Below are 22,660 nucleotides of genomic sequence, written 5' to 3'. Positions count from 1 at the left end.
ATCAACCCTTTCCAACCGCGCCCCAGGGGCCGACGCGGGCAATCACCGCATCGCTGACCCGATCCTCGCCGCTCATATCCGGTTCGTGCCCGAACAGCGCCGCGCGGGCCCCGGCCTTGTCCACCTGATACTCGCGCGCGAGGAAGTCGGCAACATAGGCTTTCTTGGCCTCGGGCCATGTGGCGTAGGTGCTGTAGAACAGCTCTTTATGGCAGATGAACATCTGGCGCGGGTCCAGCGGCGCAAGCTCGGCCAGCAGCATGTTCACCAGATCCCGGTGCGGCGTATCCGCCGCGCGCAGAGTGTAGAAATAGGCCGGATGGTCCGAGGTGATCCGCGGCCACGGCCCGCCATCCCGCGCCCAGCGCAACAGGTCCGCCAACCCGTGAAAGGCGTCGGGCAGGCGATCCGCGTGGTTGCGCGCCAGACGCCGCATGTCGCTGCGATCCAGCGTGGTCAGGTCGATATCGGCATCCGCAGCGGCAGAGACGGTCAGAAAATCCATCTTCTGCTGCAGGATCGCGGCGGAATCCACACCGCGCGCTTCAATGATGGTTTCGACCAGACCATTGTAGTCCAGAAACTTGGCGATCCGGTTGCGCTGCGATTTGTGGAAGACGAACTCCATCGGCAGATCGTCGGGCGTGTCGCCCATGCAAATCGCCGCCGGGTGATCGAGGTCGGGAAACAGATACAGCCCGCCGAAATGCGCCGTCCAGAAATTCGGCTGTTCGAACGCGGTGTGGCGCAGGTGGACCGGATTGCGCGTCACGTCACCGGTGTCTTTGGCGGTTTCGATCATCTTCGCGATCAGCACGTCGTCGAACCAGGCGTCCTCTTCGGTTTTGAACCGCTCGACCATGCCCGCCAGTTGGTTGGCCTTGCGCAGGGTGCCGCCGACGGTATCGGCCTCAATCTCGATCTTGCGCAGGTTCAGCAGGTCGGCGGGCGTAGTGAGTTTGAAGACCGAGTTCACCAGCTCTCCGGCCACCGCATCGGTGGCGGTCAGGGCGAACAGCTGCGCCTCGTTCATCTCGATGAACTCGCGCAGGATATCGCGCGAGGTCGAGAATTTGACGTTCAGCAAAGGCGCGCGTTTCTGTTCGGTCGTCAGCAGGATGAACTGCCGGTTGACCCCGTTGGGGTTGAGGTAGAGCGGATCGTCCAGCTCAATCCCCACCTCCGGCGAATAGCCCGAGATATCGACATGGAAATCCGAAAGCTGAGTGGTCTTGCCCGCCAGATGCAGCAGCGCACGGTTATACCGCTCGACCAGAGCCGGGCTGGAGATGTGGACGAGGTTGCCAAACATCAGGCCTTTTTCGATGAGGCGGATCATATTCTTGGGTCTTTCGGAATTTCTAGTCCCCCGCCATTTGCTCTCAGATATCCACAGATAAGTACCAGCGGTATAGCCCAGCAGGGAAGTAACAAGGCACTCCTGAAGACCACGTAGTCAAGTTTATTGTCGCCAAGTCCACTGGTCCAAGGAGCGGCGTCATGCAAATCTGCGCAAGTGTATATTGCCCAGTAGGAAACCGCACTGGCAACGAACAAACCGATGGAAGATAGTAAAACGACTGACCAGAAAGTTCGTGTTGTTGCGTTTCGGAGAAAGACGGCTGCAAATGCGCCAATAGCAATCAAAGTGATTGCCAAAGCGACATGCACTTCAACACCTACCCCGCAGGAATAGTCCGCCATGAATCCAGCAATCAACAAACCTGAAATCAATTGGCCAAACCTCGTGTTCTAAGGTCGCCAATTATCTTGTGGTGTATTCCTCCGCTGTTCGTCACCCATTCCCCTCCGGATACCGCCGTTTGGCCAAGAGACCCGCGAACAAGGCTATGACAATCGTTGAAAAGCAAATGCTCAGCGCAATCGACGCCCAGCCTGCTGCTGCGTAGCTCGTTCGATCATGGACACGCAACAGATGCCCAAGACCCATATCGAACAATATCCCGATCAGAGAAAGGCAGAGCGCTGATACCAACAACGCCACTACCCACGCCGCCAGAAAACGAAGACAAAGAGATGAACGCGGTGCCTTTAGAATGACCACGTAACATGCAGACAAACTCAAACTGGCGGGAAGCGCAAAGATTACAAAGTTAGCAATCACGACCCCTTCCCCTCCAGATACCGCCGCTTGGCCTCTTCCATCCGACCCATCTCTCGCACCGCGTTTTCGATGGCGACCTCGTCGCTCTTGTCGGCATAGCGGAACTCGCTGTCGGCGTAGCGGTTGATCTCTTGCATCACCATCTCCACCGTGATCGGCTGGCGCAGGTCCTCGATCATCGCCTTCTTGGTGTCGTAGTCGCGGAACAGGAACAGGTCGGGGTTTTCCATCCACTCATCCGGCAGTTCGAAATCCATCGCGCGGACCTTGACCGCGTCGGTGATGTTCTTGATGGCGCGGCCCGTGAAGCGCTCATCGGCCTGTTGGATCGCCTTGAGGTAGGTGCCCAGCTTGGCGATCGTGTCCATCTGGCCGATCTCGCCGGACACCCGGTCATAGACCTGCAGCAGCGCGTCCTCATGCGGGCGGGAGTGGCTTTCGAAACTGGCGGCGACGGCCTTTTTGATCTCCTGCGCGGCATAGGCGTCGTGTTCGCCCAAGGGTATGTCGTGGTTGCGGCCCATCAGCAGGTGCAGGATGTCGATGTAATCCTCGCGCGTTTGCGGCCCGTCCACCAGAAACCGTGCACCCGCGCGTTGGCGCAGGGCGTCGTCCACATTCTCGGGGTAGTTCGAGAACATGCCAAAGGTGCAATTGCCGCGCACGACAGTGTTGGCGCCCGCAAAGCTCTCCATCAGCACCGCGGTGATTTCTAGCTGCCCGGCGCTGGACTGCCGGTCGCCTCGTTTGCCCGCCAGTTGGTCGATATCGTCGATGGTGCCGAAACCGATGACTGAGGGGTCGATGATCGTGTTGATAAAGGCCTTGGCGTTCTGGCCGGATTTGCCCTGATAGCTGTCGATATTGTCGGTGCTCAGGTTCTGATAGCGAAACGGATAGCCCGCGTTCTGGCAATAGTCGTTGATCAGCCCGGCCATCATCTGGATCAGGGTGGTCTTGCCGGTGCCCGGTTTGCCGTCGCCCATGAAGGTAAAGATGAACCCGCCGAGTTCCGCAAACGGGTTCAGGCGGCGGTCGAAGTCGTAGGCCATGACCATCTTGGCCAGCTTCATCGCCTGATACTTGGCGATATGGTTGCCGACCACCTCGTTCGGTTTCTTGAACGTCATGGTCAGGGTGGTGGATTTCGCCTTGGACGCCGGTTCGAACCCCCGGATCGTCAGATCGTCAGCCTCGATATGCCAGGCGGCGGTCTGGAACGGGGCGAGATGGCCTGCGGACCCTGCGCGCAGGGCGGCCTTGTCCATCAGTTGTTCAGCATAGGCGCTGGTGGCCGCGATCAGGTTGGCATCGTCCGGGGCATGTTTGGCCAGCACCTGATCCAGCTCCCACAGCGCGCCGTGCAGGGCAAGCTGGCCATTGTCGGTCAGAACCTCCTCGATCTCGCCAAGATCAACCGTCGTTTCGCTCAGATGCGAGGACATCAGATAGGCCAGTGCATTGCCAAAGACATGCAGGGAAATCAGCGCCTCCGCCGTCAGCAACCCGGAAAACTCGGTCTTGCGCGCGGCAGGCAAATCCCCCGCCAGATTGGCGCGTTTCAGATCGGCCAGCGGGGTCTGTTCCGCATATGCCTCAGCCACGGCCAGAGCGATGGCGATGGCGCGGCGAATGGCCTGCTGTGTAGTGGCCTGCGGTGGCGAAACCAGCGTATCCCCATCATCCGACGCCTCAATCCGTTCAACCAGATGCACGCCATCTGCCCGCGCAGTTCGGCGCGTTACCAAACCCGGCGTCGTCGACCGGAACCGCCGTCCCGTCGATACACCGGGTGACCGCTCAACCACCGCATCAGCCGGTTTCGCAACCCGCGGCGCGTGCTCGAACCCGTTCAGCAAAGCGGTTGCCGCCGGATAATGCTTGCGAATGTCGTCTTCGCGCAATTCCATCTGATCTGACGTCAAACTCATATCACAATCGCCCTTGCTTCTTCTGTTCAAAAATACTTCCGCCGGAGGCGAAAATACTAATAGCGCAACACCTGCCCCGCCTTGCTGACCACAAACTTGCGCACATCCCCAAAACCCGGCGGATTGCGCTCGGCCAATACCTGAAACGGACGCTGCGGCAGGATGATCGACCGCTGGGTGCGCGTGGCCCCGGTCTCGGCCCCCTGCCCGCCGAACGGGTCCAGCGCAAAGACCTCGCGCTCGACGGTGGAAAACCACCCGGCACGCTCTTCGATCACCTCTTCGCTTTCCAGCTCTTCCGTGGTCCAGGCCAGCGCCCAGTCCTGCCCCTCGGGCGCTTGTGCGTCCTCCAATACCTGCCGCAAAGGGCCGGATTGCTCGGTATAGGCCGAGGAATACATCGGCCCCACATGAATGCGGCGAAGGTGCTTGGGATGCAGGTCGTCGAAATCCTGATCGAAGCCTTTGGCAATGGTCACCAGTTTCAGCCCGCCCAAAGACTGCGCCATCAGATGCGCCTGCACTTCGGGCCAGCGGCGTTGATCCTTGGGCAAGGCCGTTTTGCCGCTGTCCTCCAACTGCATCAGATAGATGACCGGCAGGTTGATCTGGCTGTCATAGACCGCCCAGTGGATCAGGAACTTGCGCCGTTCGCCCTCATTCCCGATCCAGTGGCATTCGGGATCATTGCGGGCCCAAAACAGCTGACCCTTCAGCAATTCCTCGTAATAGAGCCTTTGTGACAGCGCGAACTGCAGTTTGGTGGGAATTTCCTGATCGCCAATGATGGTGCGGACCATGTCGGTTTTCAGATCATCCTCTGACGGCATATTGGCCAGATGCACCTGCGCCTGCTGCGCGTCATTGGCCATGGTCAGCAGCTCGGCCGCTACAGGAAACCCACTGTCGCGCTTGTCCATGGCGAGGCTGCCAAAGAACCGCCCCGTATCGCGCCCGACCAGCAGGTACTTCATTGAAAGCGCGCGGAAGGTGTAGAGCAGCCCCGAGAGGTAGCGCGACACGATCCGCACCTCTTGCTTGCTGATCGCGCCCTCGGCCTCCATCGTCGCAGCCACGCGCAGTAGGTGGACGGTGATCACCTCGAATTTGCGGAAATAGCGGCGCGAGGCGAAAGTGTCGGTCAGGCCGACATGGTCTTGGGTTGGGCTAGTCACTTACGGAACCCCCAGTCTAGATCGCGCTCCAACCACTTATCTAGAAGTGCCGATTTTTTACCCAACCAAGGCCAAAAGAACCCACCAAATGAAAGCAAAGCGGGGATCAGAAAGATCAAGAAGAATGAAATCATGCCCAGCAGAACACCTAGCGCACCAATAACGAACAAAACTTCTACTTCTAAAAGCTGCGCTACTGCGATCAACACCAAGGAAGCGAAACACACCAAGACGGCGCGTAGGCAATACTTGAACCATTTTGGCACAAATTCAGGCTCAAGCTCTTTCAGGCTTTTGATTTTTGTAGGCCGATAGAAGTTCTTGATACCGAATTGCATCACCCACCATACAAATTCTTATCATGCTTCTCGACAATCGAGGCAAACCGGCGCGCAAAGCGTTCATCCGCCTTGGCCTTTTTCTCCAGCACGTCGCGGGCGAAGACCATGTGGTCCTCATGCGCCTCAAGCATGTCGGCCATTTTCTGGTTGGTCGCGGTGCCGATGGCGGCCATGGCGGTTTGCGCCTCTTGATCCGTCTGCACGCCGATCTCGTTGATGCGGTGGGCAACGTCCTGCTGCTGCGCGGTTTTCAGCGATTTGGTCAGGGCGTCATACAGCACCACGCGCTGCTGGGTGTCTGTCTGCAGCTTGTTGATCAGCACCATCTGCGTCGCCGCCTGGTTTTGCAGTGAATCGACCCAGGTTTTGCCCTTTTCGATGTAGCGCTCCAGCGTCTGAGACTTGGCCAGCTTGACCTGTTCTTCCTGAACCTTGGCGTTGTATTGCTTGTTCAGCTCGGCCAGTTCGGTTTCCAACTGCGTCCGCGCGGCGGCATCCTGTTCGACGCTGATCTTGTTTTCCAGCGTGATGATCGCCGGATCGATGCCCTGAATCTCGGACCGCAAAGCCTCCAGTTCGGCCACAGTCGCCTCGCGGTCGTCCAGCGTGACGGTCAGGTTGTCCTCGACTTTGACGCGCTGTTCTTCCAGCACCGACAACTGCCCTTGCAGCAGCTTCACGATCACGTCGGATTTGGCGATCAGATCCTGCAGCTTGTCGTCGATATTGGCGGTGCGCATGCGTTCCTGCCGCATCGACTCGGATTTGCCTTTCGAGAAGACGCCCACAAAGCTCTCCCACCCGGTTTTCGAGCGCATCTCGTCGAAATCCTTGGAAAACGCGTTGGTCACGTCGTCCAGCCCCATGATCAGCTCGGCGATATTGGCATTCATCACCTCGGTATGGGCGTGCACGTCCTCGAGCGTGGCGTTTTCGATGTCGATATCGGCCTCAGCCGTGCCGATCTTGGCCCGCGCCGCTTCGATCCGCGAGGTCAGCCCTTCGATTTGCGACTGGCTTTCACGCACCTTGGTCTGCGTTTCCTGAATCAAAGCCTCAAATTGCTGGTTCGACATCTGCTATCCCTTTTTTGTTTTATCTACCCAATAAGATAGGTAATGTTACGCCTATTTACATCCCCTCGGGGGCTAAATTCCCGCAAAGACTGGCAAATTCACCCGGTAAAAGATAGCGGCAACAACCACGTGGCGAGTGGTTTCGGACGGGCGCGGTTTCGCGGCAACGCCCGGCGATGTTTGTCACCAAACTGAATCAAAACCGTCACAGTCCCGCAACAAAGCCGGTCCATCCCACTTGCGTCCAAACAGGAGAGGATAATCCCGATGTCATTGCGCTGTGTCTGCCTGACATCTGCCGTTGCCCTGACCGCCGGTCAGGCCGTGGCAGAGATGAATTTCAACCGAATTGCGTCTTTCCCCGTCGTGAAAAACATGGCCGAGGGGGCGGATACCAGCCGCGAAACCTCGCCCGAGATCATTGCGGCGACCGCGGATGGCATGACGCTGGTCTATACCGACAGCCCGCTGGGCGTGATCGGCATGGTCGACATCACCGACCCCGCGAAACCCGCGCCCTTGGGTGCGATGGAGGTGGGCGGTGAGCCGACCTCGGTTGGAATCGTCGGCGCGACGGCTTTTGTGGGTGTGAACACCTCGGAAAGCTACACCGCGCCTTCGGGCAAGCTGATCTCGGTCGATATCGCGGGCAAGGCGGAAACCGGTGCCTGTGATCTGGGCGGTCAGCCCGACAGCGTCGCCATCGCCCCCGATGGCAGCTTTGTCGCCGTGGCCATCGAAAATGAACGCGACGAAGACCTGAATGACGGCATCATCCCGCAACTGCCTGCCGGGTCGCTGGCGCTGGTGCCGCTGAAAGGTGGCGCGCTGGATTGCGCGGGCATGACAATGGCGTCGCTGACCGGTCTGGCCGAGGTTGCACCGACCGACCCCGAGCCTGAATTCGTGGACATCAACGCGCTTGGCGAAACCGTCATCACCCTGCAGGAAAACAACCACATCGCGGTTGTGGACAAGGACGGCAATGTGATCAGCCATTTCTCGGCAGGCAGCGTGGACCTGGAAGGCATTGATGGCACCGACGAGCGCGGCGCGCTGATCTTCACCGAAAGCCAGCCGGGCCGCCTGCGCGAGCCGGACGCGGTGAAATGGATCGACGACACCCACTTCGCCACCGCCAATGAAGGCGACTATCAGGGCGGGTCGCGTGGCTGGACCATCTTCCATAAGGACGGCACCGTTGTTTACGAAAACGGCACCGATTTCGAGAAAGCCATCATCCAGATCGGGCATTATCCCGACAAACGCTCGGATGCCAAAGGGGTTGAACCGGAAAGCGTGACCGCAGCCAGTTTTGGCGGCACGCCGATGATCTTTGTCGGGGCCGAGCGCGCCTCGGTCGTCGGGGTCTATGACGCCACCGACCCGGCGAACCCGGTGCTGAAGCAACTGCTGCCCTCGGGTGTTGGCCCCGAAGGTTATGTTGCCATCCCCGAGCGCAATCTGCTGATCTCGGCCAACGAAAAAGACCTGATCGAAGATGGCGGCCCGCGGGCGCATGTCTCGATCTTTGAATATCAGAACGCCCCCGCCGCTTACCCGCATCTGACCTCCGCAGGCGCGGATGAGTTGATCGGATGGGGTGCCCTCTCCGGTCTGGTCGCGGATGAAGATGGCATGATCTATGCGGTCAATGACAGCTTCTACGGTTTCCAGCCCTCGATCTTCAAGATCGACCCCAGCCAGCAGCCCGCCCGCATCGTCGACGTGATCCGCATCCACCGTCAGGATGGCAACCCGGCCCAGAAACTGGACCTTGAGGGCATCACGCTGGACGGCAAGGGCGGCTTCTACGTCGCCTCGGAAGGTCGCACTGACCGCGTCATCCCGCATGCGATCTACCACGTCTCGGCGGATGGTCTGATCAAGGACCGCAAGGGCGAGATCGGCCTGCCGCCGGAACTGATGGCGGTCGAAAAGCGCTTTGGTTTCGAAGGCATCACCAAGGTCGGCGACACCCTGTGGATAGCGGTTCAGCGCGAATGGAAGGACGACCCGGAAAACCACGTGAAACTGGTTGCCTACAATCTGGAGACCAAGGAATGGGGCGCCGTACTCTATCCCAAGGCAGACCCGGACACAGGCTGGGTTGGCCTGTCGGAAATCGTGGCTTTCGGCGACCATGTCTATGTCATCGAACGCGACAACCAGCATGACCACCGTGCCGTGACCAAAAAGATCTACCGCATTCCGCTGTCAGACATGACCCCGGCCCCGCTGGGTGGCGATCTGCCCGTGGTCAGCAAGCAAGAGGTTCGCGACCTGCTGCCCGACCTGACCGCGACCGGCGGCTACGTTCTGGACAAGATCGAAGGTCTGGCGATCCTGCCCTCGGGCGAGGCGTTTGTGATGACCGATAATGACGGCGTCGATGACGCGTCAGGAGAGACGATGTTCTGGTCGATCGGGTCGGTTTCGGCTGGGAATTGATCAAAACCAAACCTCAAAAAATGGCTCCGTGCGGACACGCGCGGAGCCAGACATTTGAGCCTTAAATGTATAGCGGGCCAACCACATTTTTTCATTTTAAGGTCGTATCGCAAGCACGTTGACGTGAATGTGCGTCAACGAATTGGAGCGGGCTGCACGCTGTCAAAACCAAATTACCCGGCTTGCTGCGCTTGCATTGGAAGTACATCCGTTTGCCGCAACAGGGTTTTTTCATTAAACTGGGCTCGTTACGTTTGTTGTTCTCTACCCAGTGAAATGAACGACGTCCGGAGGATGTCGCATGAAGTTTCAAAACAAACGGGCCAATGCATTAGGAGTTAAACTCTTACAACTGCTGGCCCTGTGCCTGATCTGTCTATTGATCCTGGAAGTCTTTGCGCGCCTGTATGTAAGTAACTTCTGGTCCGAAGAAAAGAAGTCCTACTTTATGGATAGCGGCGAGATTCGCGGACGATTGGCCAGTCACACCTATTTGCCGTATCGCCCTGCACCTGACTACGTGACCGATACGAACCGCCACAATTCTCTTGGGTTCAGGGGTGAGGAAATCGACATAGAGAAACCGACCGGCGTTACGAGAATCGCGGCGATTGGAGGGTCCACGACCTACGGTTCTCATGTCAACGATTATACCCAGTCGTATCCGGCGCAACTCGAAGCTCTGCTGAACGCCGAAGACCAGAGATTCGAGGTTGTAAATGCAGGTGTTCCCGGCTGGGTTTCAACCGAACACCTGATCAATCTTCAGACCCGCGTTCTTCCGCTGGACCCTGACATAATCATTCTGTTTCACGGCAGAAATGAGCTGTTTGCACAAGCGTTCAACAATTTCAAACCTGACTATTCGCATCTTCGAACGTCAAACTACAGTTTTCTTCATACCAATACCGAACTGAAGCGCATCTTCAAAATGTCCAGACTGGCATTGCTTGTGGTTTCCATACGGCCAAAGTCATTTGGGTGGAAACGTTATGAAGAGCATCCTGGCTATGGTCAGAACCGGTACGAAAACGTGCCAAATCTGGAAGAACTGATTACCAACCTGAAGGATCCCGCGAACACTGAAACCTTTCGCGCCAATACGGCGTCAATGATCGCTATGGCGCAGGCAAACGGTGCCAGGGTGGTTTTGGCAACAATGGCTTTCCAACCCGAGAAGTTCGACAGCGGTATTCTGCGGGCACACGTTATCGCAAAAACGCCCGAAGATCGGGCCGCATTCTCCGAGGCACTTGCCTCACAAGTCGAAGAAAACAATCAGGTCGTCCGCGAACTGGGAAAAAAGTTCGGAGTTCTTGTCGTTGAACTTGCGGATATGAACTCGAGGCCGGAGCTGTTCCTCGACGATGTCCACTTCGACGCCGAAGGAAACGGGGAACGTGCCAGATTGTTGCTTGAAGCGCTGAAAGCCCACGAGTTTTGGGATGAAGTAAGCAGCCGTTAGTCCGCGAAATACGTGCGGCGAAGTCACTTCGCGCCGCAAACAATCTGGGCTGCTTCCAAAGAACACAACGCCCCGCGTCTGGAGGAACGCGGGGCGTTTGGTGCGACAATCCAGGGAGGAGAGGATTGTCGCTTGTTGGTCAAAAGCCTCAGTTCACGGCTTTGGCATCAACCACATCCTTTTCGATGGCATTGGCCGAGGAAATCTCGATCCGGCGCGGTTTCAGGGCCTCGGGCACTTCGCGCTTCAGGTCGATGTTCAGCATGCCGTTTTCGTGGCTGGCACCAGTGACGCGCACGTGGTCGGCCAGAGCAAAGCGGCGCTCGAACGCGCGGGTGGCGATGCCACGGTGCAGATAGGAGCGGTCCTTGTCCTCGGCGGCTTTCTTACCGGCGACGATCAGGGCGTTTTCCTTCACTTCGACGGACAGGTCGGCCTCGGAAAATCCGGCGACGGCGACCGAGATGCGATAAGTATCGGCGTCGGTTTTTTCGATGTTGTAGGGCGGGTAGCTGGGCTGGGCCACGTCGTTGGTCAGAACCCGATCCATCATGTCGGCGATCTGGTCGAACCCAATGGTGGCGCGGTGCAGCGGTGCAAAGTCAAAAGTACGCATGTGTCGTATCCTCATGCTTGAGCGATTTACGATATGTGCCCTCCAAATGGACGGGCGGTGATCAATACCGGACCCCGTTCGTGGCGATCCGGTAAATCTGACATGGGGAACGAATTGGCCTAGTTCAAGACCCGCCGGCACCGATGAATTTCGCGCCCGAGCTGGACTTGCCCGTCCCCACCTGCAACCGGCGGATCGCGGCCTTGGGCTGGGGGGCATCTCGGCGCAGAATGGCTTTCAGTTCGGACACCACATTGGACAATTCCATTCCGAATCCGACCTTTATGCCTTCGTGCACCGCAACTGCCGAGACCACCGACAGAATCTGCCAGCGCGGGCCGTTTTTGGCCAGAATGGCCGAGCCGGACGAGCCGAAGGTGATATCGCAGTCGAAAATGATCAGACCCAGCCGCCGGTTCAGAATGCGGCAGGACCGTTCGCGCGTGATCGCCTCGGACCGCCCGCGCCCGTATGAGGCAAGGCTGATTTCCGTCCCCGAAACCCGGCCGCTGTGCAGGGCAAAGGGATTGGCGATGGAATAGGGGATCGGCTCTTCCAGCCGCATCAGGGCGACATCGACCCGGATGCTTGCGGGCGATAGCGGATCGTTGGCCCCGTATTTCGGATGCGCCGCAATCTGGACGACCTTGCGCTCGGCCAGCGCGGTGCCGTTGCTGAGTCCGGCGCGAAAGGTGACATCGCCGGGCGGGTAAGGTTTCCCGGTTCCTTTGTCGACGGCGCAATGGGCGGCGGTCAGAACGATATCCTGCGCGATCAGGGTGCCGGTGCAGAAGGACCGGTTGCCCACATCCAGCCGCCCGATGGCTTCCCACCCGTACAGATCCTCGCGGTCGGTCAGCTTGCGCTTTCCGGCCTGGGCATGAACGGCGGTTGCGGCGATGGACAGGCCCAGCAGCAGGCCAAGGAATAATCTCGTCATGGCCGAATGAACCTTGCACCTACGTTTTTGCCTGCCCTTTGCCCGCCCGAAGACGCGCCGAACCCGCGCCCTGCATCCAGCTCGGCCCGCAGCAATTGCAGCGAGTTGTCGGCCACCGTCCCGATGGCCACGCTCTGCCCGTCCAGACTGGCCTTGGCCGACACGACCGACACAATGCGCGGGCGCGATCCGTCAAAGGAAAACACCGGCGCGCCGGACGAGCCGAAATCGACATTGCAGGACATCACCAGAACGCCGGGATAGCGGTTCATGACCGAGCAGACCTGCTGCAGCGACGGCGCCTCGGCCCGGTCATGGGCGTAGGACACGACGCCCACATCTTCGCCGCGCGTCGGCTGATCTCCGGTTTCAAAAGGCACAACAGATGTGTTCCGGATCGGCTGCCACAGCTCGATCAGGGCCACATCGCTGCTGACAACGTCGGGGGTCGCCGTGGCGCTGAACCGGTAATCCGGGTGAATGACCGCCTGCCGCGCGGTGCGATAGGCAAGGGCACGCCCCAGACGCCAGCCCGCCAGAAACTCGATTTCCGCCGGGTCCACAGGCTTGCCGGTCGCCCTGTTGAACAGGCAATGGGCTGCGGTCAGAACCAGCGTGGGCGAGACCAGAGTACCGGTACAAAACGCGTCACCTTCGATATCCAGCCGCCCGACGGCCATCCAGTCTCGGCCGGAATCGGTGGTGTCCAGGCTTTCCAGCCCGGTATCCTGCGCTGTGGCCGCCAGGGGCAGCACGCTCAGCGCGACAGCCATGATCCAGTGGCGCACGCGGTTTCTCCGGTGTTCAATCCGAGACACCAGCCTTATGCGCCGCCTGCGGCAAAAATAGGGCAGGCAAGGCGCCGCCCGAAATTAGCGGCACCTGATGCCCGCCCGCATCAGCGCAGGATCGGAACCTGCGGATCGTGCCCGCCACCCTGCCGCAACGCGCGCGGTTCGGGGCCGCCGGTGGCCCAGTCCAGCATTTCGACCGTGTGCAGAATCGGGATCTTCGTGGCCGAGCCGATCTGCATCATGCACCCGATATTCCCGGCCGCTATGATGTCGGGCTGTTTCGCCTCAAGCGTTCGGACCTTGCGCTGTTTCAGCTTCCCCGAAATCTCGGGCTGCATCAGGTTGTAGGTGCCGGCACTGCCGCAGCACAGATGACTGTCGGCAGGTTCGACAACTTTGAAACCGGCGCGTTTCAGCAGGTCCTTGGGAAAGGTCTTGATCTGCTGGCCATGTTGCAGGGAACAGGCCGCGTGATAGGCGACGGTCAGGCCCTGATCCGTCTGTTCCGGCAGGTCCAGTTGCATCAGCACTTCGCTGATATCCATGGCAATTGCCGACACCCGCGCGGCATCATCTGCCAGCGCATCGTTGCGGAACATATGCCCGTAATCCTTGACGGTCGTGCCGCAGCCCGATGTGTTGATGACGATGGCATCCAGCCCCTCGCCCTGCATCTCGCGCGTCCAGGCCCGGATATTGGCCGCCGCTGCGGCATGGCTGTCACGGCTTTTGCCCATGTGATGCGTTAGCGCACCGCAGCATCCCGCCCCTTCGGCCACCACAACCTCGCACCCCAACCGGGTCAGCAGCCGGATCGTGGCATCGTTGATATCGGTGTTCAGCGCCTTTTGCGCGCAGCCGGTCATCAGCGCCACGCGTTTCTTGCGGGGGATCGCGGGCGCAAAGCTCTGCGGGTCGTCATTGCGACTGACCGGAGGGATATGTTTCGGCGCCATATCCAGCATCGCCCGCAACCGCGCATCGGGCATCAGAAACCGGAACGGGCGGCCCAGCCGGGCTCCGATCAGGGCCCAGCGGAACCGCATCGGATAGGGCAGGATCTGCGCCAGAACCCACCGCAGCGCGCGGTCCGAGAAGGGACGCCTGTATTTCTCTTCGATGTATTCCCGCGCATGATCGACCAGATGCATGTAATGCACGCCCGAGGGGCAAGTGGTCATGCAGGCCAGACAGGACAGGCAACGGTCGATATGTTTGACGGTTTTCTCATCCGGCACACGCTCGTTTTCCAGCATGTCCTTGATCAGATAGATACGCCCGCGCGGGCTGTCCAGCTCGTCCCCCAGCACCTGATAGGTCGGGCAGGTCGCGGTACAGAACCCGCAATGCACGCAGCTGCGCAGGATGTCATTCGAGCGCTGGATCGCCGGGTTCTGCAACTGCTTTTCGGTGAATGTGGTTTGCATCGCCCTACCCCATCAGTCCCGGATTGAAGAGCCCGCGCGGATCGAACTTTTGCCGCACGCCTCGCGTCAATGCGGAAATCGCCTCGGGTTCCGGGTGAAACCGGCCATGCGCCTGAACCGTCTCTGCCTCTCCCCGCACCAGTGTCGCGTGCCCCGCGAAAGCGCCCAGCCGCGCCCGCACATCCGAACCCTTGGAAACCAGAGCCCAGATCAAACCACCGCCCCAATCGAAAACAAGCTTTTCCGCTTCCAACCGCGCAGCGATTTCCGGGGCATCACCGGGTTTGACCGAAATACGCCAGACATCCCCATCGCGCCCCTGAAAACCACCCACGTCGCGAATGGACGACCACAGCGTATTCGGATCGTCGATTTCCGAAACCTCACCAAACCCCGCCAGTTCCTCCCGCAATTGCCCAACACGATAGGCGACCGAGTCCGCAAATCCTTCAAGCCGCAAAAACGCTTGCCCCGCCCCGGCATCATATGCAGCACCGCTGACCTCAAATGGCGACCGGAGCGCTGCCGACAGCACCTGAACAGCCTTTGCCGCTTGTGTAACCGCAATGCCCAGCGTCGCCACCGCCTCAGGCCTGGGCAGCACTTTCAAAGACACTTCCGACAACACTCCCAGCGTGCCCCAGGACCCGGCCATCAGCTTGACCAGATCGTACCCGGTGACGTTTTTCATCACCCGCCCCCCGTTTCTGACCACCTGCCCGCGCCCATCGACAAAGCGCACGCCCAGCAGAAAATCGCGGCACGCCCCGGCCTGAATGCGGCGTGGACCCGAGATATTGGCCGCCACAACCCCGCCGATGGTCGGCTCGCCGGACGTGCCCAGCAGCGCCCGATAATCCGCAGGCTCAAACGCAAGCTGCTGGCCTTCTGCCACCAGCGCAGCTTCGATCTCAGCCACCGGGGTACCCGCCCGCGCCACCAGGGTCAGCGCACCGGGCTCATAAAGCCTTATGCCGCTCAACCCGGTGGTCTCAAGCGCCGCGCCCGGCCCGGTCACGCCCCGCGTCCCACCACCAACAATACGCACAGGTCCGGTCAGCCCGGCCACGATCTCGGCCAGTTCGGCCTCAGTCTCAGGTCTCATCTCGCTTCATCTTTTCCTAAATACTCCGGGGGAGTCGCGCCCCGACGCGACGGGGGCAGCGCCCCTATTCTGCCGCGACCCTGCGTGTCTCGGACACATCCAGCGGAAACACCTTGGCCGGGTTCAGCAGCCATTTGGGGTCGAACACATCCTTCACCGCCATCTGCGCCTCCAGATCGGCAGGCGTGTACTGATGCGACATCAGATCCCGCTTTTCGATGCCCACCCCATGCTCGCCGGTCAGACAGCCGCCCACATCGACGCAGAGCTTCAGGATATCCGCCCCGAACGCCTCGCATTTCTCAAGATCGCCGGGTTTGTTGGCATCGAACAGGATCAGCGGGTGCATGTTGCCGTCGCCCGCGTGGAACACATTGCCCACCGGCAGGCCGTACTCGGCACTCAACTCACCGATCCGGCGCAGCACTTCGGGCAGCGAGGACACCGGAATCGTACCGTCCAGACACATGTAATCGTTCATCTGCCCCATCGCGCCAAAGGCCGATTTCCGCCCCAGCCAGATTTTCGCGCTTTCCTCGGCGGACTGGCTTTCGCGCAGTTCGACCGGATTGTGGCGTTTGGCAATCTCGATGATTTTCGCCAACTGATCGTCGATCTCGGCCTCAGAGCCTTCGACCTCGACAATCAACAAAGCGTGGCAGTCCGGATAACCCGCATGGGCAAAGTTCTCGCAGGCCCTGATGCAGAGCGTATCCATGAACTCGATCGCCACCGGCAGAATGCCCGATTTGATGATGTCCGACACGCATTGCCCCGCGACCTCGTTGTCATCGAACCCCATCAGAACGGGCCGCGCGCCTTCGGGCTTGCGCAGGATGCGCAGGGTGGCCTCGGTCACGACGCCCAACTGCCCTTCGGAGCCGCAGATCACGCCCAGCAGATCCAGCCCGCCCGCATCCAGATGCGCGCCGCCGATATCCACCACGCTGCCGTCCATCAGGACCATTTTGACGCCCAGCAGATTGTTGGTCGTCACCCCGTATTTCAGACAATGCGCACCGCCCGAGTTCATCGCGATATTGCCCGCAATCGCACAGGCAAGCTGAGACGAGGGGTCAGGCGCGTAAAAGAAATCCTCTTCCTCGACCGCACCGGTGACGCTCAGGTTGGTGCGGCCCGTCTGAACGCGGATGAATCGGTTGTCGTAATCGACCTCCAGCACCTCATTCATCCGCGCGACGCCCAGAATGACGCAATCCGCCGTCGGCAGCGCCCCGCCCGCCAGCGACGTGCCCGACCCGCGCGGGACAACCGGCACGCCTTCCTCATGGCAGATGCGCAAAACGTCCGAGACCTCCTGCGTGGTCGCGGGCAGAACCGCCAGCATCGGCGGGCAGCGATAGGCCGTCAGCGCATCGCATTCATAGGCGCGGGTTTCCGCCGGATCGTGGATAACGGCGTCTTCGGGCAGAACCTGCAGCAAGCGCGCCAGCACGCTGTGCTTGCGGGACAGCACGGCGGGGTTTGGACGGGGCATTTCCATCATCGATCCTCCAATTTGGTAAAATAATATTACCAATTTTCCGATCTGGCAAGTTTCCATTCCTAACCCTAGTGTTCGGCCCATGACCTGGATCGACCGCGCCCTGCTGTTTTCTACGATGGATTATGCTGCCCTGTTGCTGCTGATCGCAGCCTGGCAGGGGATCGGCTGGAAGATCGAACATCCGTCGCCGGGCAGACAATCCGTCGCGATGATGATGGACGCCTTCCGGCGCAGCTGGATGCGCGAGATGGTGACGCGCCAGCCGCGCATGTTCGACGCGCAGGTGGTGGCGGCGATGCGGCAGGGCAGCACCTTCTTCGCCTCGACCACGATGATCGCCATCGGCGGCGGGCTTGCCTTGCTGGGAAATACGGAACGGCTGGCGGGTGTGGCCAGCGATCTGGCCATCGGCAGCGCGCCTGCGCTGGTGTGGGAGGTCAAGATACTGGTCGTGATCCTGTTTCTGGCCAATGCCTTTCTGAAATATGTCTGGGCCCATCGCCTGTTCGGCTATTGCGCCGTGCTGATGGCCGCCGTCCCCAACGACCCCGAGGATCCGCAGGCCTATCCCCGGGCCAAGCAAGCCGCCGAAATATGCGTCACCGCCGCCCGCAATTTCAATCGCGGTTTGCGCGCCACCTATTTCGCCCTGGCCTCGCTGAGCTGGATATTGGGGCCGGTCGCCCTGCTTCTGGGCACGGCGATCACCGTCGGAGTTCTCTATCGGCGCGAATTTGCCTCACATTCCCGCACGGTGCTGCTGGACCTGCCGCCCGACACAGACACGTGATGACGGGCCCCGGCCTCGCCCCCTATGGTTGGCAGATGCGATATGTGATTCTTGCCGCCCTTCTGGCCAGCCCCGCCCTTGCCGATGACCCTGTGATCGAAAACGTCACCGCCCGGCAAAGCGGCGATACGTGGCGGTTCGACGTGACGGTCTCGCATCCTGAAACCGGTTGGGACGACTATGCCGATGGCTGGCGGGTGCTGGATATGGATGGGACGGAACTGGGGATGCGCGTGCTGCATCACCCGCATGAGAACGAACAGCCCTTTACCCGGTCACTCAGTGGCGTCGCGATCCCGGCGGGTACAACTCAGGTGCAGGTTCAGGCCCGGACCAACGCGGATGGCTGGGCCAAAGAGACCTTTGTAGTCCCCCTGAACTGACCTCAGAAGACACCCAGTTCCAACCCGGCGGCCAGCGCCTGCCCGATTTCGCGGCACGCCTCCAACTGGTCGGCGGGAATGGTCTTTGCGGCCAGAATCGCCTCGGGCGTTTGCGCATGAGTGCAGAGGATCAGCGGCGGCTGTACCTCTTTCAGCCGCCAGCCGGTTGCGATCCGCGCGGTCTGGCGGGCGGCGTTTTCACCGTCGGACCCGGCGCAGACCATCTGCGCATAGGGGCGGCCCTCGATCCGGCCCAGCACGGGGTAATAGCTGCGGTCGAAGAAATCCTTCATGACCCCGGAAATCGCCGCAAGGTTTTCCGGCGCGCAGAATATATAGCCATCGGCGGCCAGCAGATCGTCGGGACCTGCTTGGTCAGCCGTCTTCAGAACCGTTTCCGTTTCACCCCGCGCAGCCTCGGCCGCGGCTTCGGCCATCTGCCGGGACCCGCCGGTGCGCGAATGGTAAACGATCAGAAGCTGCGCCATATCAAACCCGTTTCAGACCCGGTGATAAGGGCCACCCGACAGGATGGTCGCGGCCCGATAGAGTTGCTCGGCCAGCATCACACGGACCAGCATATGGGGCCAGACCATCGATCCGAATGAGATGGAAAAATCCGCCTCGGCCCGCAGAGCAGGGTCGATCCCGTCCGCCCCTCCGATGATAAGCGCCAGATCCTGCCGCCCCGCATCGCGCCAGCCGCCCAGCTTCTGCGCAAAATCGGGCGAGGACATCACCCGCCCGCGCTCATCCAGCGTACAGATAACAGCCCCCTTGGGCAGCGCCTTGCGCAGCAACGTGGCCTCGGCCCCCATCCCTGCGTTTTTCTTGTCTTCGACCTCGATCACCCGCGCGGGACCAAGGCCCAGCGCGCGGCCGGTCCGGTCAAATCGGGTCAGGTAATCGTCAAGCAGGGATTTCTCCGGTCCGGCGCGCAATCGCCCGACCGCAACTATGCTGATACGCATATTTCTCTCGCCTCCGGCCCTTCAATACGGGCCGGGATGGTGCCTCAGTTCGCCGAGGCGCTGCCGCCCGCAGGCAGCCACATCTTTTCCAGCTGGTAGAATTCGCGCACTTCGGGGCGGAAGATATGGACGATCACGTCGCCCGTATCGATCAGCACCCAGTCGCCGGCATCCTTGCCTTCGACCTTCGAGGTGAAACCGAATTCCTGCTTGATTCGATCCGTCAGCTTTTCCGCCATGGCCGAGACCTGACGGGTCGACCGACCCGAGGCAATCACCATGTGATCCGCAACCGAGGATTTGCCCTGCAGGTTGATCTGCACGACGTCTTCGGCCTTGTCATCGGAAAGTGAGGAAAGGATACGTTCAAGCAGCTTGTCGCTGATTGACTGAGAGTGGGCCATCATTTTGGCCCCGTCATCGGCGGGCAAACCCGCCTGGGTATGTAGAGACAGGACATAGTCCTCCTTTGTTGCGCGCCGCAAATCCCCGGCGCAGGGATACTTATAAGGTAACAAGCACCCCATGACATTTCAATGAAGGCCCCCAAGCGCTCGCAGGAATGTGCCCTGACGGCATCTGCGGGGGCGCACAGGACCTTGATAGACTCGGTCAGTATCTATATCTGACCGGTTATGAGACCTCATACGGCCCCGAATATCGACCTGCAAGACCGCGCGCGCCTGCGCGAACGGTTCTTTGGGGCTGCCCGCACGGTTCTGGCCCGCCTATAAGCGGCGTCCAGCCACTCGCCAGCTATTTCTCATTTGATACGGGAGAGGACCAATGTCCCCCAAAACACTCTATGACAAGATCTGGGATGCTCATGTCGCGCATGAAGCCGACGATGGCACCTGCCTGCTGTATATCGACCGCCATCTGGTCCACGAAGTGACCAGCCCGCAGGCGTTCGAAGGCCTGCGCATGGCGGGCCGCAAGGTGCGCGCGCCGGAAAAGACCATCGCGGTGCCGGACCACAACGTGCCCACCACCGACGACCGGGTGCACGGGATCGAAAACCCCGAATCGCGCATTCAGGTCGAAGCGCTGGACAAAAACGCCAAGGATTTTGGCATTCATTACTATCCGGTGCATGACGTCCGTCAGGGCATCGTTCATATTGTCGGCCCCGAACAGGGCTGGACCCTGCCCGGCATGACCGTGGTTTGCGGCGACAGCCACACCGCCACCCACGGCGCGTTTGGCGCGCTGGCCCACGGCATTGGTACGTCCGAGGTCGAGCACGTTCTGGCAACGCAGACCCTGATCCAGAAGAAATCCAAAAACATGAAGGTCGAGATCACCGGCAAATTGCAGCCGGGCGTGACCGCCAAGGATATCACTCTGGCCGTGATTGGTGAGACCGGCACCGCTGGCGGCACCGGCTATGTCATCGAATATTGCGGCGAAGCGATCCGGGATCTGTCGATGGAAGGCCGCATGACCGTCTGCAATATGGCCATCGAGGGCGGTGCCCGTGCCGGTCTGATTGCACCGGATGAAACCACGTTCGAATATGTCAAAGGCCGCCCCCATGCACCGAAAGGTGCCCAGTGGGAGGCCGCGATGGACTGGTGGAAGACGCTCTATACCGATGAGGGCGCGCATTTCGACAAGGTCGTCACCCTGCGCGGCGAAGACATCGCGCCGGTCGTGACATGGGGCACCAGCCCCGAGGATGTGCTGCCGATCACCGCTTCCGTGCCCCACCCCGAAGACTTCGAAGGCGGAAAGGTCGACGCGGCCCGCCGCTCGATCGAATATATGGGGCTGGAAGCTGGTCAGAAGCTGAGTGACGTTGAGATTGACACCGTCTTCATCGGCTCCTGCACCAATGGCCGGATCGAAGACCTGCGCGCTGCGGCTGAGATTCTGAAGGGCAAGAAGATCAAGGACGGCATGCGCGCCATGGTCGTGCCCGGTTCCGGTCTGGTCCGCGCTCAGGCCGAGGAAGAAGGTCTGGCGGATATCTTCAAAGCGGCCGGGTTCGAATGGCGTCTGGCGGGATGTTCGATGTGTCTGGCGATGAACCCCGACCAGTTGCAACCGGGCGAGCGCTGTGCCGCGACCTCGAACCGCAACTTCGAGGGCCGTCAGGGCCGGGGCGGGCGCACCCATCTGCTGAGCCCGGCCATGGCTGCCGCAGCGGCAATCACAGGACGGCTGACAGACGTCCGTGAATTGATGTAAGCTCCCCTCATATCTAGATATTTGAGGGATAAAGACATGAGTGACTGGGTCAAATGGCTGCTGCTGGGGCTTCTGTCCATAGCATTTGGTGTGTTTGCGCTTGGCAATGCCATCGCGGCATCGCTTGCGGTGACACTGGTGACCGGTATGTTGCTGCTGATCGCGGGTTCATTTCAGGTCGTCGGTGGCTTCACGATTGAAGGCATCGGCAACAAGGTCCTGTCACTGATCATGGGTGCGGTGATGCTGTTCCTGGGCTGGAACTTCTGGTCTCAGCCTTTGGAAGGCACCATCACTTTGGCGATTGTGATGCTGATCCTGTTCATGGCAGGCGGCATTGCGCGGGTCATCCTGTCGTTCCAAATGCGGGGAACTCAGTTCTTCTGGCCCACGCTGATCTCGGGCATCTTGTCGATCATTCTCGCAGGCATCATCTGGAGCTACGCGGCAGAGGAGAAAGCGGTTCTTTTGCAGCTGCTGGGTATCCTGCTGGGCATCGAGATGCTGTTCAACGGGTTCGGGCTGGTCTTCATGGCGTTCTTCATCAAGAACGCACCCAAGGACGAAACAACAGAGGCCAAAGAGGCTTAAACGCGGGACACGGGCGCAGCCCTCTCCTGCAGGAGTGTAGACATGGAAAAGTTTGAAAAAGTCCACGGGGTGGCTGCCCCGATGCCGCTGATCAATATCGACACCGATATGATCATTCCGAAAGTGCATCTGAAAACCATCAAGCGGTCCGGCCTTGGCGTCGTGCTGTTTGACGAGATGCGCTATCACGACCATGGCGGCGAGAACGAGGATTTCGTTCTGAACAAGCCTGCCTACCGAAACACCGAGATTCTGGTGGCAGGCGACAATTTCGGCTGCGGCTCGTCGCGCGAACATGCGCCCTGGGCGATCAAGGATTTCGGCATCAAGGTGGTTATCTCGACCAGCTTCGCCGACATCTTCTTCAACAACTGCTTCAAGAACGGCATCCTGCCCATCGTGGTTGAAGAAGAACATCACACGATCCTGATGGAAGACGCGCACAAGGGCGAAAACGCCCGCATGACCGTGCATCTGGAAGATCAGCAGATTACAACTTCTGATGGAGTGGTGATCGGGTTCGACATCGACCCCCATCGCAAGCACTGCCTGCTGAACGGTCTGGACGATATCGGGCTGACGATGGAAAAAGACCATCACATCGACAAGTTCGAGGATCACGCAAGTCAAGCCCGTCCGTGGGTGTGATTCTCAAACGAATCTGTGGATACTCAACCTAACGGGGTCGGCCTTCCGGCCCCGTTCGCATTCTTGGGGTTGATTTTTTAAAAACCACAACATCTGGGTATCATTTTGAGATACACGTCGAATTTGCGTCCAAA

The 22,660-nt window shown here is 59.9% G+C and carries 23 protein-coding genes; 8 read left to right on the top strand and 15 right to left on the bottom strand.

Annotated features, from left to right (window positions below):
- Position 1: 1 nt before the first annotated feature.
- The 6 genes from ACR0K1_RS14895 to ACR0K1_RS14870 all read right to left on the bottom strand — a co-directional run bounded on the left by ACR0K1_RS14895 (position 2) and on the right by ACR0K1_RS14870 (position 6,648).
- Positions 2-1,339, bottom strand: a complete 1,338-nt coding sequence (locus ACR0K1_RS14895) for a DUF6638 family protein (protein WP_480851164.1) — start codon at positions 1,337-1,339, stop codon at positions 2-4.
- On the bottom strand, positions 1,336-1,704 hold the full coding sequence (locus tag ACR0K1_RS14890; protein WP_480615114.1) for a hypothetical protein: 369 nt from the start codon (positions 1,702-1,704) through the stop codon (positions 1,336-1,338). Before ACR0K1_RS14890 ends, ACR0K1_RS14895 begins: the two co-directional genes overlap by 4 nt.
- A gap of 417 nt (positions 1,705-2,121) precedes the next feature.
- Positions 2,122-4,056, bottom strand: a complete 1,935-nt coding sequence (locus ACR0K1_RS14885; RefSeq protein ID WP_480615116.1) for an AAA family ATPase — start codon at positions 4,054-4,056, stop codon at positions 2,122-2,124.
- A gap of 56 nt (positions 4,057-4,112) precedes the next feature.
- Positions 4,113-5,231, bottom strand: coding sequence for a hypothetical protein (locus ACR0K1_RS14880; protein ID WP_480851163.1), 1,119 nt, complete (start codon positions 5,229-5,231; stop codon positions 4,113-4,115).
- Positions 5,228-5,569 (bottom strand): hypothetical protein, encoded by a 342-nt coding sequence (locus ACR0K1_RS14875; RefSeq protein ID WP_480615120.1) that lies wholly within the window; start codon positions 5,567-5,569, stop codon positions 5,228-5,230. Before ACR0K1_RS14875 ends, ACR0K1_RS14880 begins: the two co-directional genes overlap by 4 nt.
- The gene (locus ACR0K1_RS14870; protein WP_480851162.1) at positions 5,569-6,648 is read right to left on the bottom strand and encodes a hypothetical protein; all 1,080 of its coding nucleotides are present in this window, start codon (positions 6,646-6,648) and stop codon (positions 5,569-5,571) included. The genes ACR0K1_RS14875 and ACR0K1_RS14870 overlap by 1 nt, the downstream gene beginning before the upstream one ends.
- Positions 6,649-6,915: 267 nt before the next feature.
- Here ACR0K1_RS14870 and ACR0K1_RS14865 point away from each other — a divergent pair, with 267 nt between their 5' ends.
- Positions 6,916-9,099, top strand: a complete 2,184-nt coding sequence (locus ACR0K1_RS14865) for an esterase-like activity of phytase family protein (RefSeq protein WP_480615124.1) — start codon at positions 6,916-6,918, stop codon at positions 9,097-9,099.
- Between the two features lie 301 nt (positions 9,100-9,400).
- Positions 9,401-10,564 (top strand): SGNH/GDSL hydrolase family protein, encoded by a 1,164-nt coding sequence (locus ACR0K1_RS14860; RefSeq protein ID WP_480615126.1) that lies wholly within the window; start codon positions 9,401-9,403, stop codon positions 10,562-10,564.
- A 148-nt stretch (positions 10,565-10,712) separates the two neighbouring features.
- Here the strand turns inward: ACR0K1_RS14860 and ACR0K1_RS14855 are convergent, their stop codons facing one another.
- The 6 genes from ACR0K1_RS14855 to ACR0K1_RS14830 form a co-directional block, all read right to left on the bottom strand.
- Entirely contained in the window at positions 10,713-11,180 is a 468-nt protein-coding gene (locus ACR0K1_RS14855; RefSeq protein ID WP_480615128.1) for an Hsp20 family protein, read from the bottom strand.
- Positions 11,181-11,304: 124 nt separating this feature from the next.
- Positions 11,305-12,120: a trypsin-like serine peptidase gene (locus ACR0K1_RS14850; protein WP_480615130.1), complete on the bottom strand. Its 816-nt coding sequence runs from the start codon at positions 12,118-12,120 to the stop codon at positions 11,305-11,307.
- Positions 12,117-12,908: a trypsin-like serine peptidase gene (locus ACR0K1_RS14845; RefSeq protein ID WP_480615132.1), complete on the bottom strand. Its 792-nt coding sequence runs from the start codon at positions 12,906-12,908 to the stop codon at positions 12,117-12,119. Before ACR0K1_RS14845 ends, ACR0K1_RS14850 begins: the two co-directional genes overlap by 4 nt.
- Positions 12,909-13,018: 110 nt before the next feature.
- On the bottom strand, positions 13,019-14,341 hold the full coding sequence (glcF, locus tag ACR0K1_RS14840; protein WP_480615133.1) for a glycolate oxidase subunit GlcF: 1,323 nt from the start codon (positions 14,339-14,341) through the stop codon (positions 13,019-13,021).
- 4 nt (positions 14,342-14,345) lie between these two features.
- Positions 14,346-15,446: a glycolate oxidase subunit GlcE gene (gene glcE, locus ACR0K1_RS14835; protein ID WP_480851161.1), complete on the bottom strand. Its 1,101-nt coding sequence runs from the start codon at positions 15,444-15,446 to the stop codon at positions 14,346-14,348.
- Between the two features lie 64 nt (positions 15,447-15,510).
- Positions 15,511-16,950 carry an FAD-linked oxidase C-terminal domain-containing protein gene (locus ACR0K1_RS14830; RefSeq protein ID WP_480615136.1) on the bottom strand — a complete coding sequence of 480 codons (1,440 nt, stop codon included), beginning with the start codon at positions 16,948-16,950 and terminating at the stop codon, positions 15,511-15,513.
- An 82-nt stretch (positions 16,951-17,032) separates the two neighbouring features.
- On the opposite strand from ACR0K1_RS14830, the gene ACR0K1_RS14825 reads away from it, so the two are divergent.
- Positions 17,033-17,743 (top strand): DUF599 domain-containing protein, encoded by a 711-nt coding sequence (locus ACR0K1_RS14825; RefSeq protein WP_480615138.1) that lies wholly within the window; start codon positions 17,033-17,035, stop codon positions 17,741-17,743.
- A 35-nt stretch (positions 17,744-17,778) separates the two neighbouring features.
- On the top strand, positions 17,779-18,126 hold the full coding sequence (locus ACR0K1_RS14820) for a hypothetical protein (RefSeq protein WP_480615140.1): 348 nt from the start codon (positions 17,779-17,781) through the stop codon (positions 18,124-18,126).
- 2 nt (positions 18,127-18,128) lie between these two features.
- Here the strand turns inward: ACR0K1_RS14820 and ACR0K1_RS14815 are convergent, their stop codons facing one another.
- The 3 genes from ACR0K1_RS14815 to rsfS are packed head-to-tail and all read right to left on the bottom strand — an operon-like array spanning position 18,129 to position 19,504.
- Positions 18,129-18,614, bottom strand: coding sequence for a flavodoxin family protein (locus ACR0K1_RS14815; RefSeq protein WP_480615142.1), 486 nt, complete (start codon positions 18,612-18,614; stop codon positions 18,129-18,131).
- A 12-nt stretch (positions 18,615-18,626) separates the two neighbouring features.
- Positions 18,627-19,097: a 23S rRNA (pseudouridine(1915)-N(3))-methyltransferase RlmH gene (gene rlmH, locus ACR0K1_RS14810; RefSeq protein WP_480615144.1), complete on the bottom strand. Its 471-nt coding sequence runs from the start codon at positions 19,095-19,097 to the stop codon at positions 18,627-18,629.
- A gap of 44 nt (positions 19,098-19,141) precedes the next feature.
- The gene (gene rsfS, locus ACR0K1_RS14805; RefSeq protein ID WP_171097805.1) at positions 19,142-19,504 is read right to left on the bottom strand and encodes a ribosome silencing factor; all 363 of its coding nucleotides are present in this window, start codon (positions 19,502-19,504) and stop codon (positions 19,142-19,144) included.
- Between the two features lie 228 nt (positions 19,505-19,732).
- Here rsfS and ACR0K1_RS14800 point away from each other — a divergent pair, with 228 nt between their 5' ends.
- From ACR0K1_RS14800 to leuD, 4 genes are read left to right on the top strand one after another with little or no spacing between them, the layout of a single operon-like run.
- Positions 19,733-19,831 (top strand): isopropylmalate isomerase, encoded by a 99-nt coding sequence (locus ACR0K1_RS14800; protein ID WP_170455888.1) that lies wholly within the window; start codon positions 19,733-19,735, stop codon positions 19,829-19,831.
- A gap of 52 nt (positions 19,832-19,883) precedes the next feature.
- The gene (leuC, locus tag ACR0K1_RS14795; protein WP_480615146.1) at positions 19,884-21,287 is read left to right on the top strand and encodes a 3-isopropylmalate dehydratase large subunit; all 1,404 of its coding nucleotides are present in this window, start codon (positions 19,884-19,886) and stop codon (positions 21,285-21,287) included.
- Positions 21,288-21,323: 36 nt separating this feature from the next.
- Positions 21,324-21,878 carry an HdeD family acid-resistance protein gene (locus ACR0K1_RS14790; protein WP_480851160.1) on the top strand — a complete coding sequence of 185 codons (555 nt, stop codon included), beginning with the start codon at positions 21,324-21,326 and terminating at the stop codon, positions 21,876-21,878.
- 42 nt (positions 21,879-21,920) lie between these two features.
- Positions 21,921-22,526: a 3-isopropylmalate dehydratase small subunit gene (leuD, locus tag ACR0K1_RS14785; protein ID WP_480615150.1), complete on the top strand. Its 606-nt coding sequence runs from the start codon at positions 21,921-21,923 to the stop codon at positions 22,524-22,526.
- The last annotated feature ends 134 nt before the right edge of the window (positions 22,527-22,660 follow it).

The sequence above is a fragment of the Ruegeria sp. F5 genome, assembly GCF_056533845.1.
The sequence above is the reverse complement of the archived record's forward strand: the minus strand, read 5'-3'. Positions and strand labels throughout refer to the sequence as shown.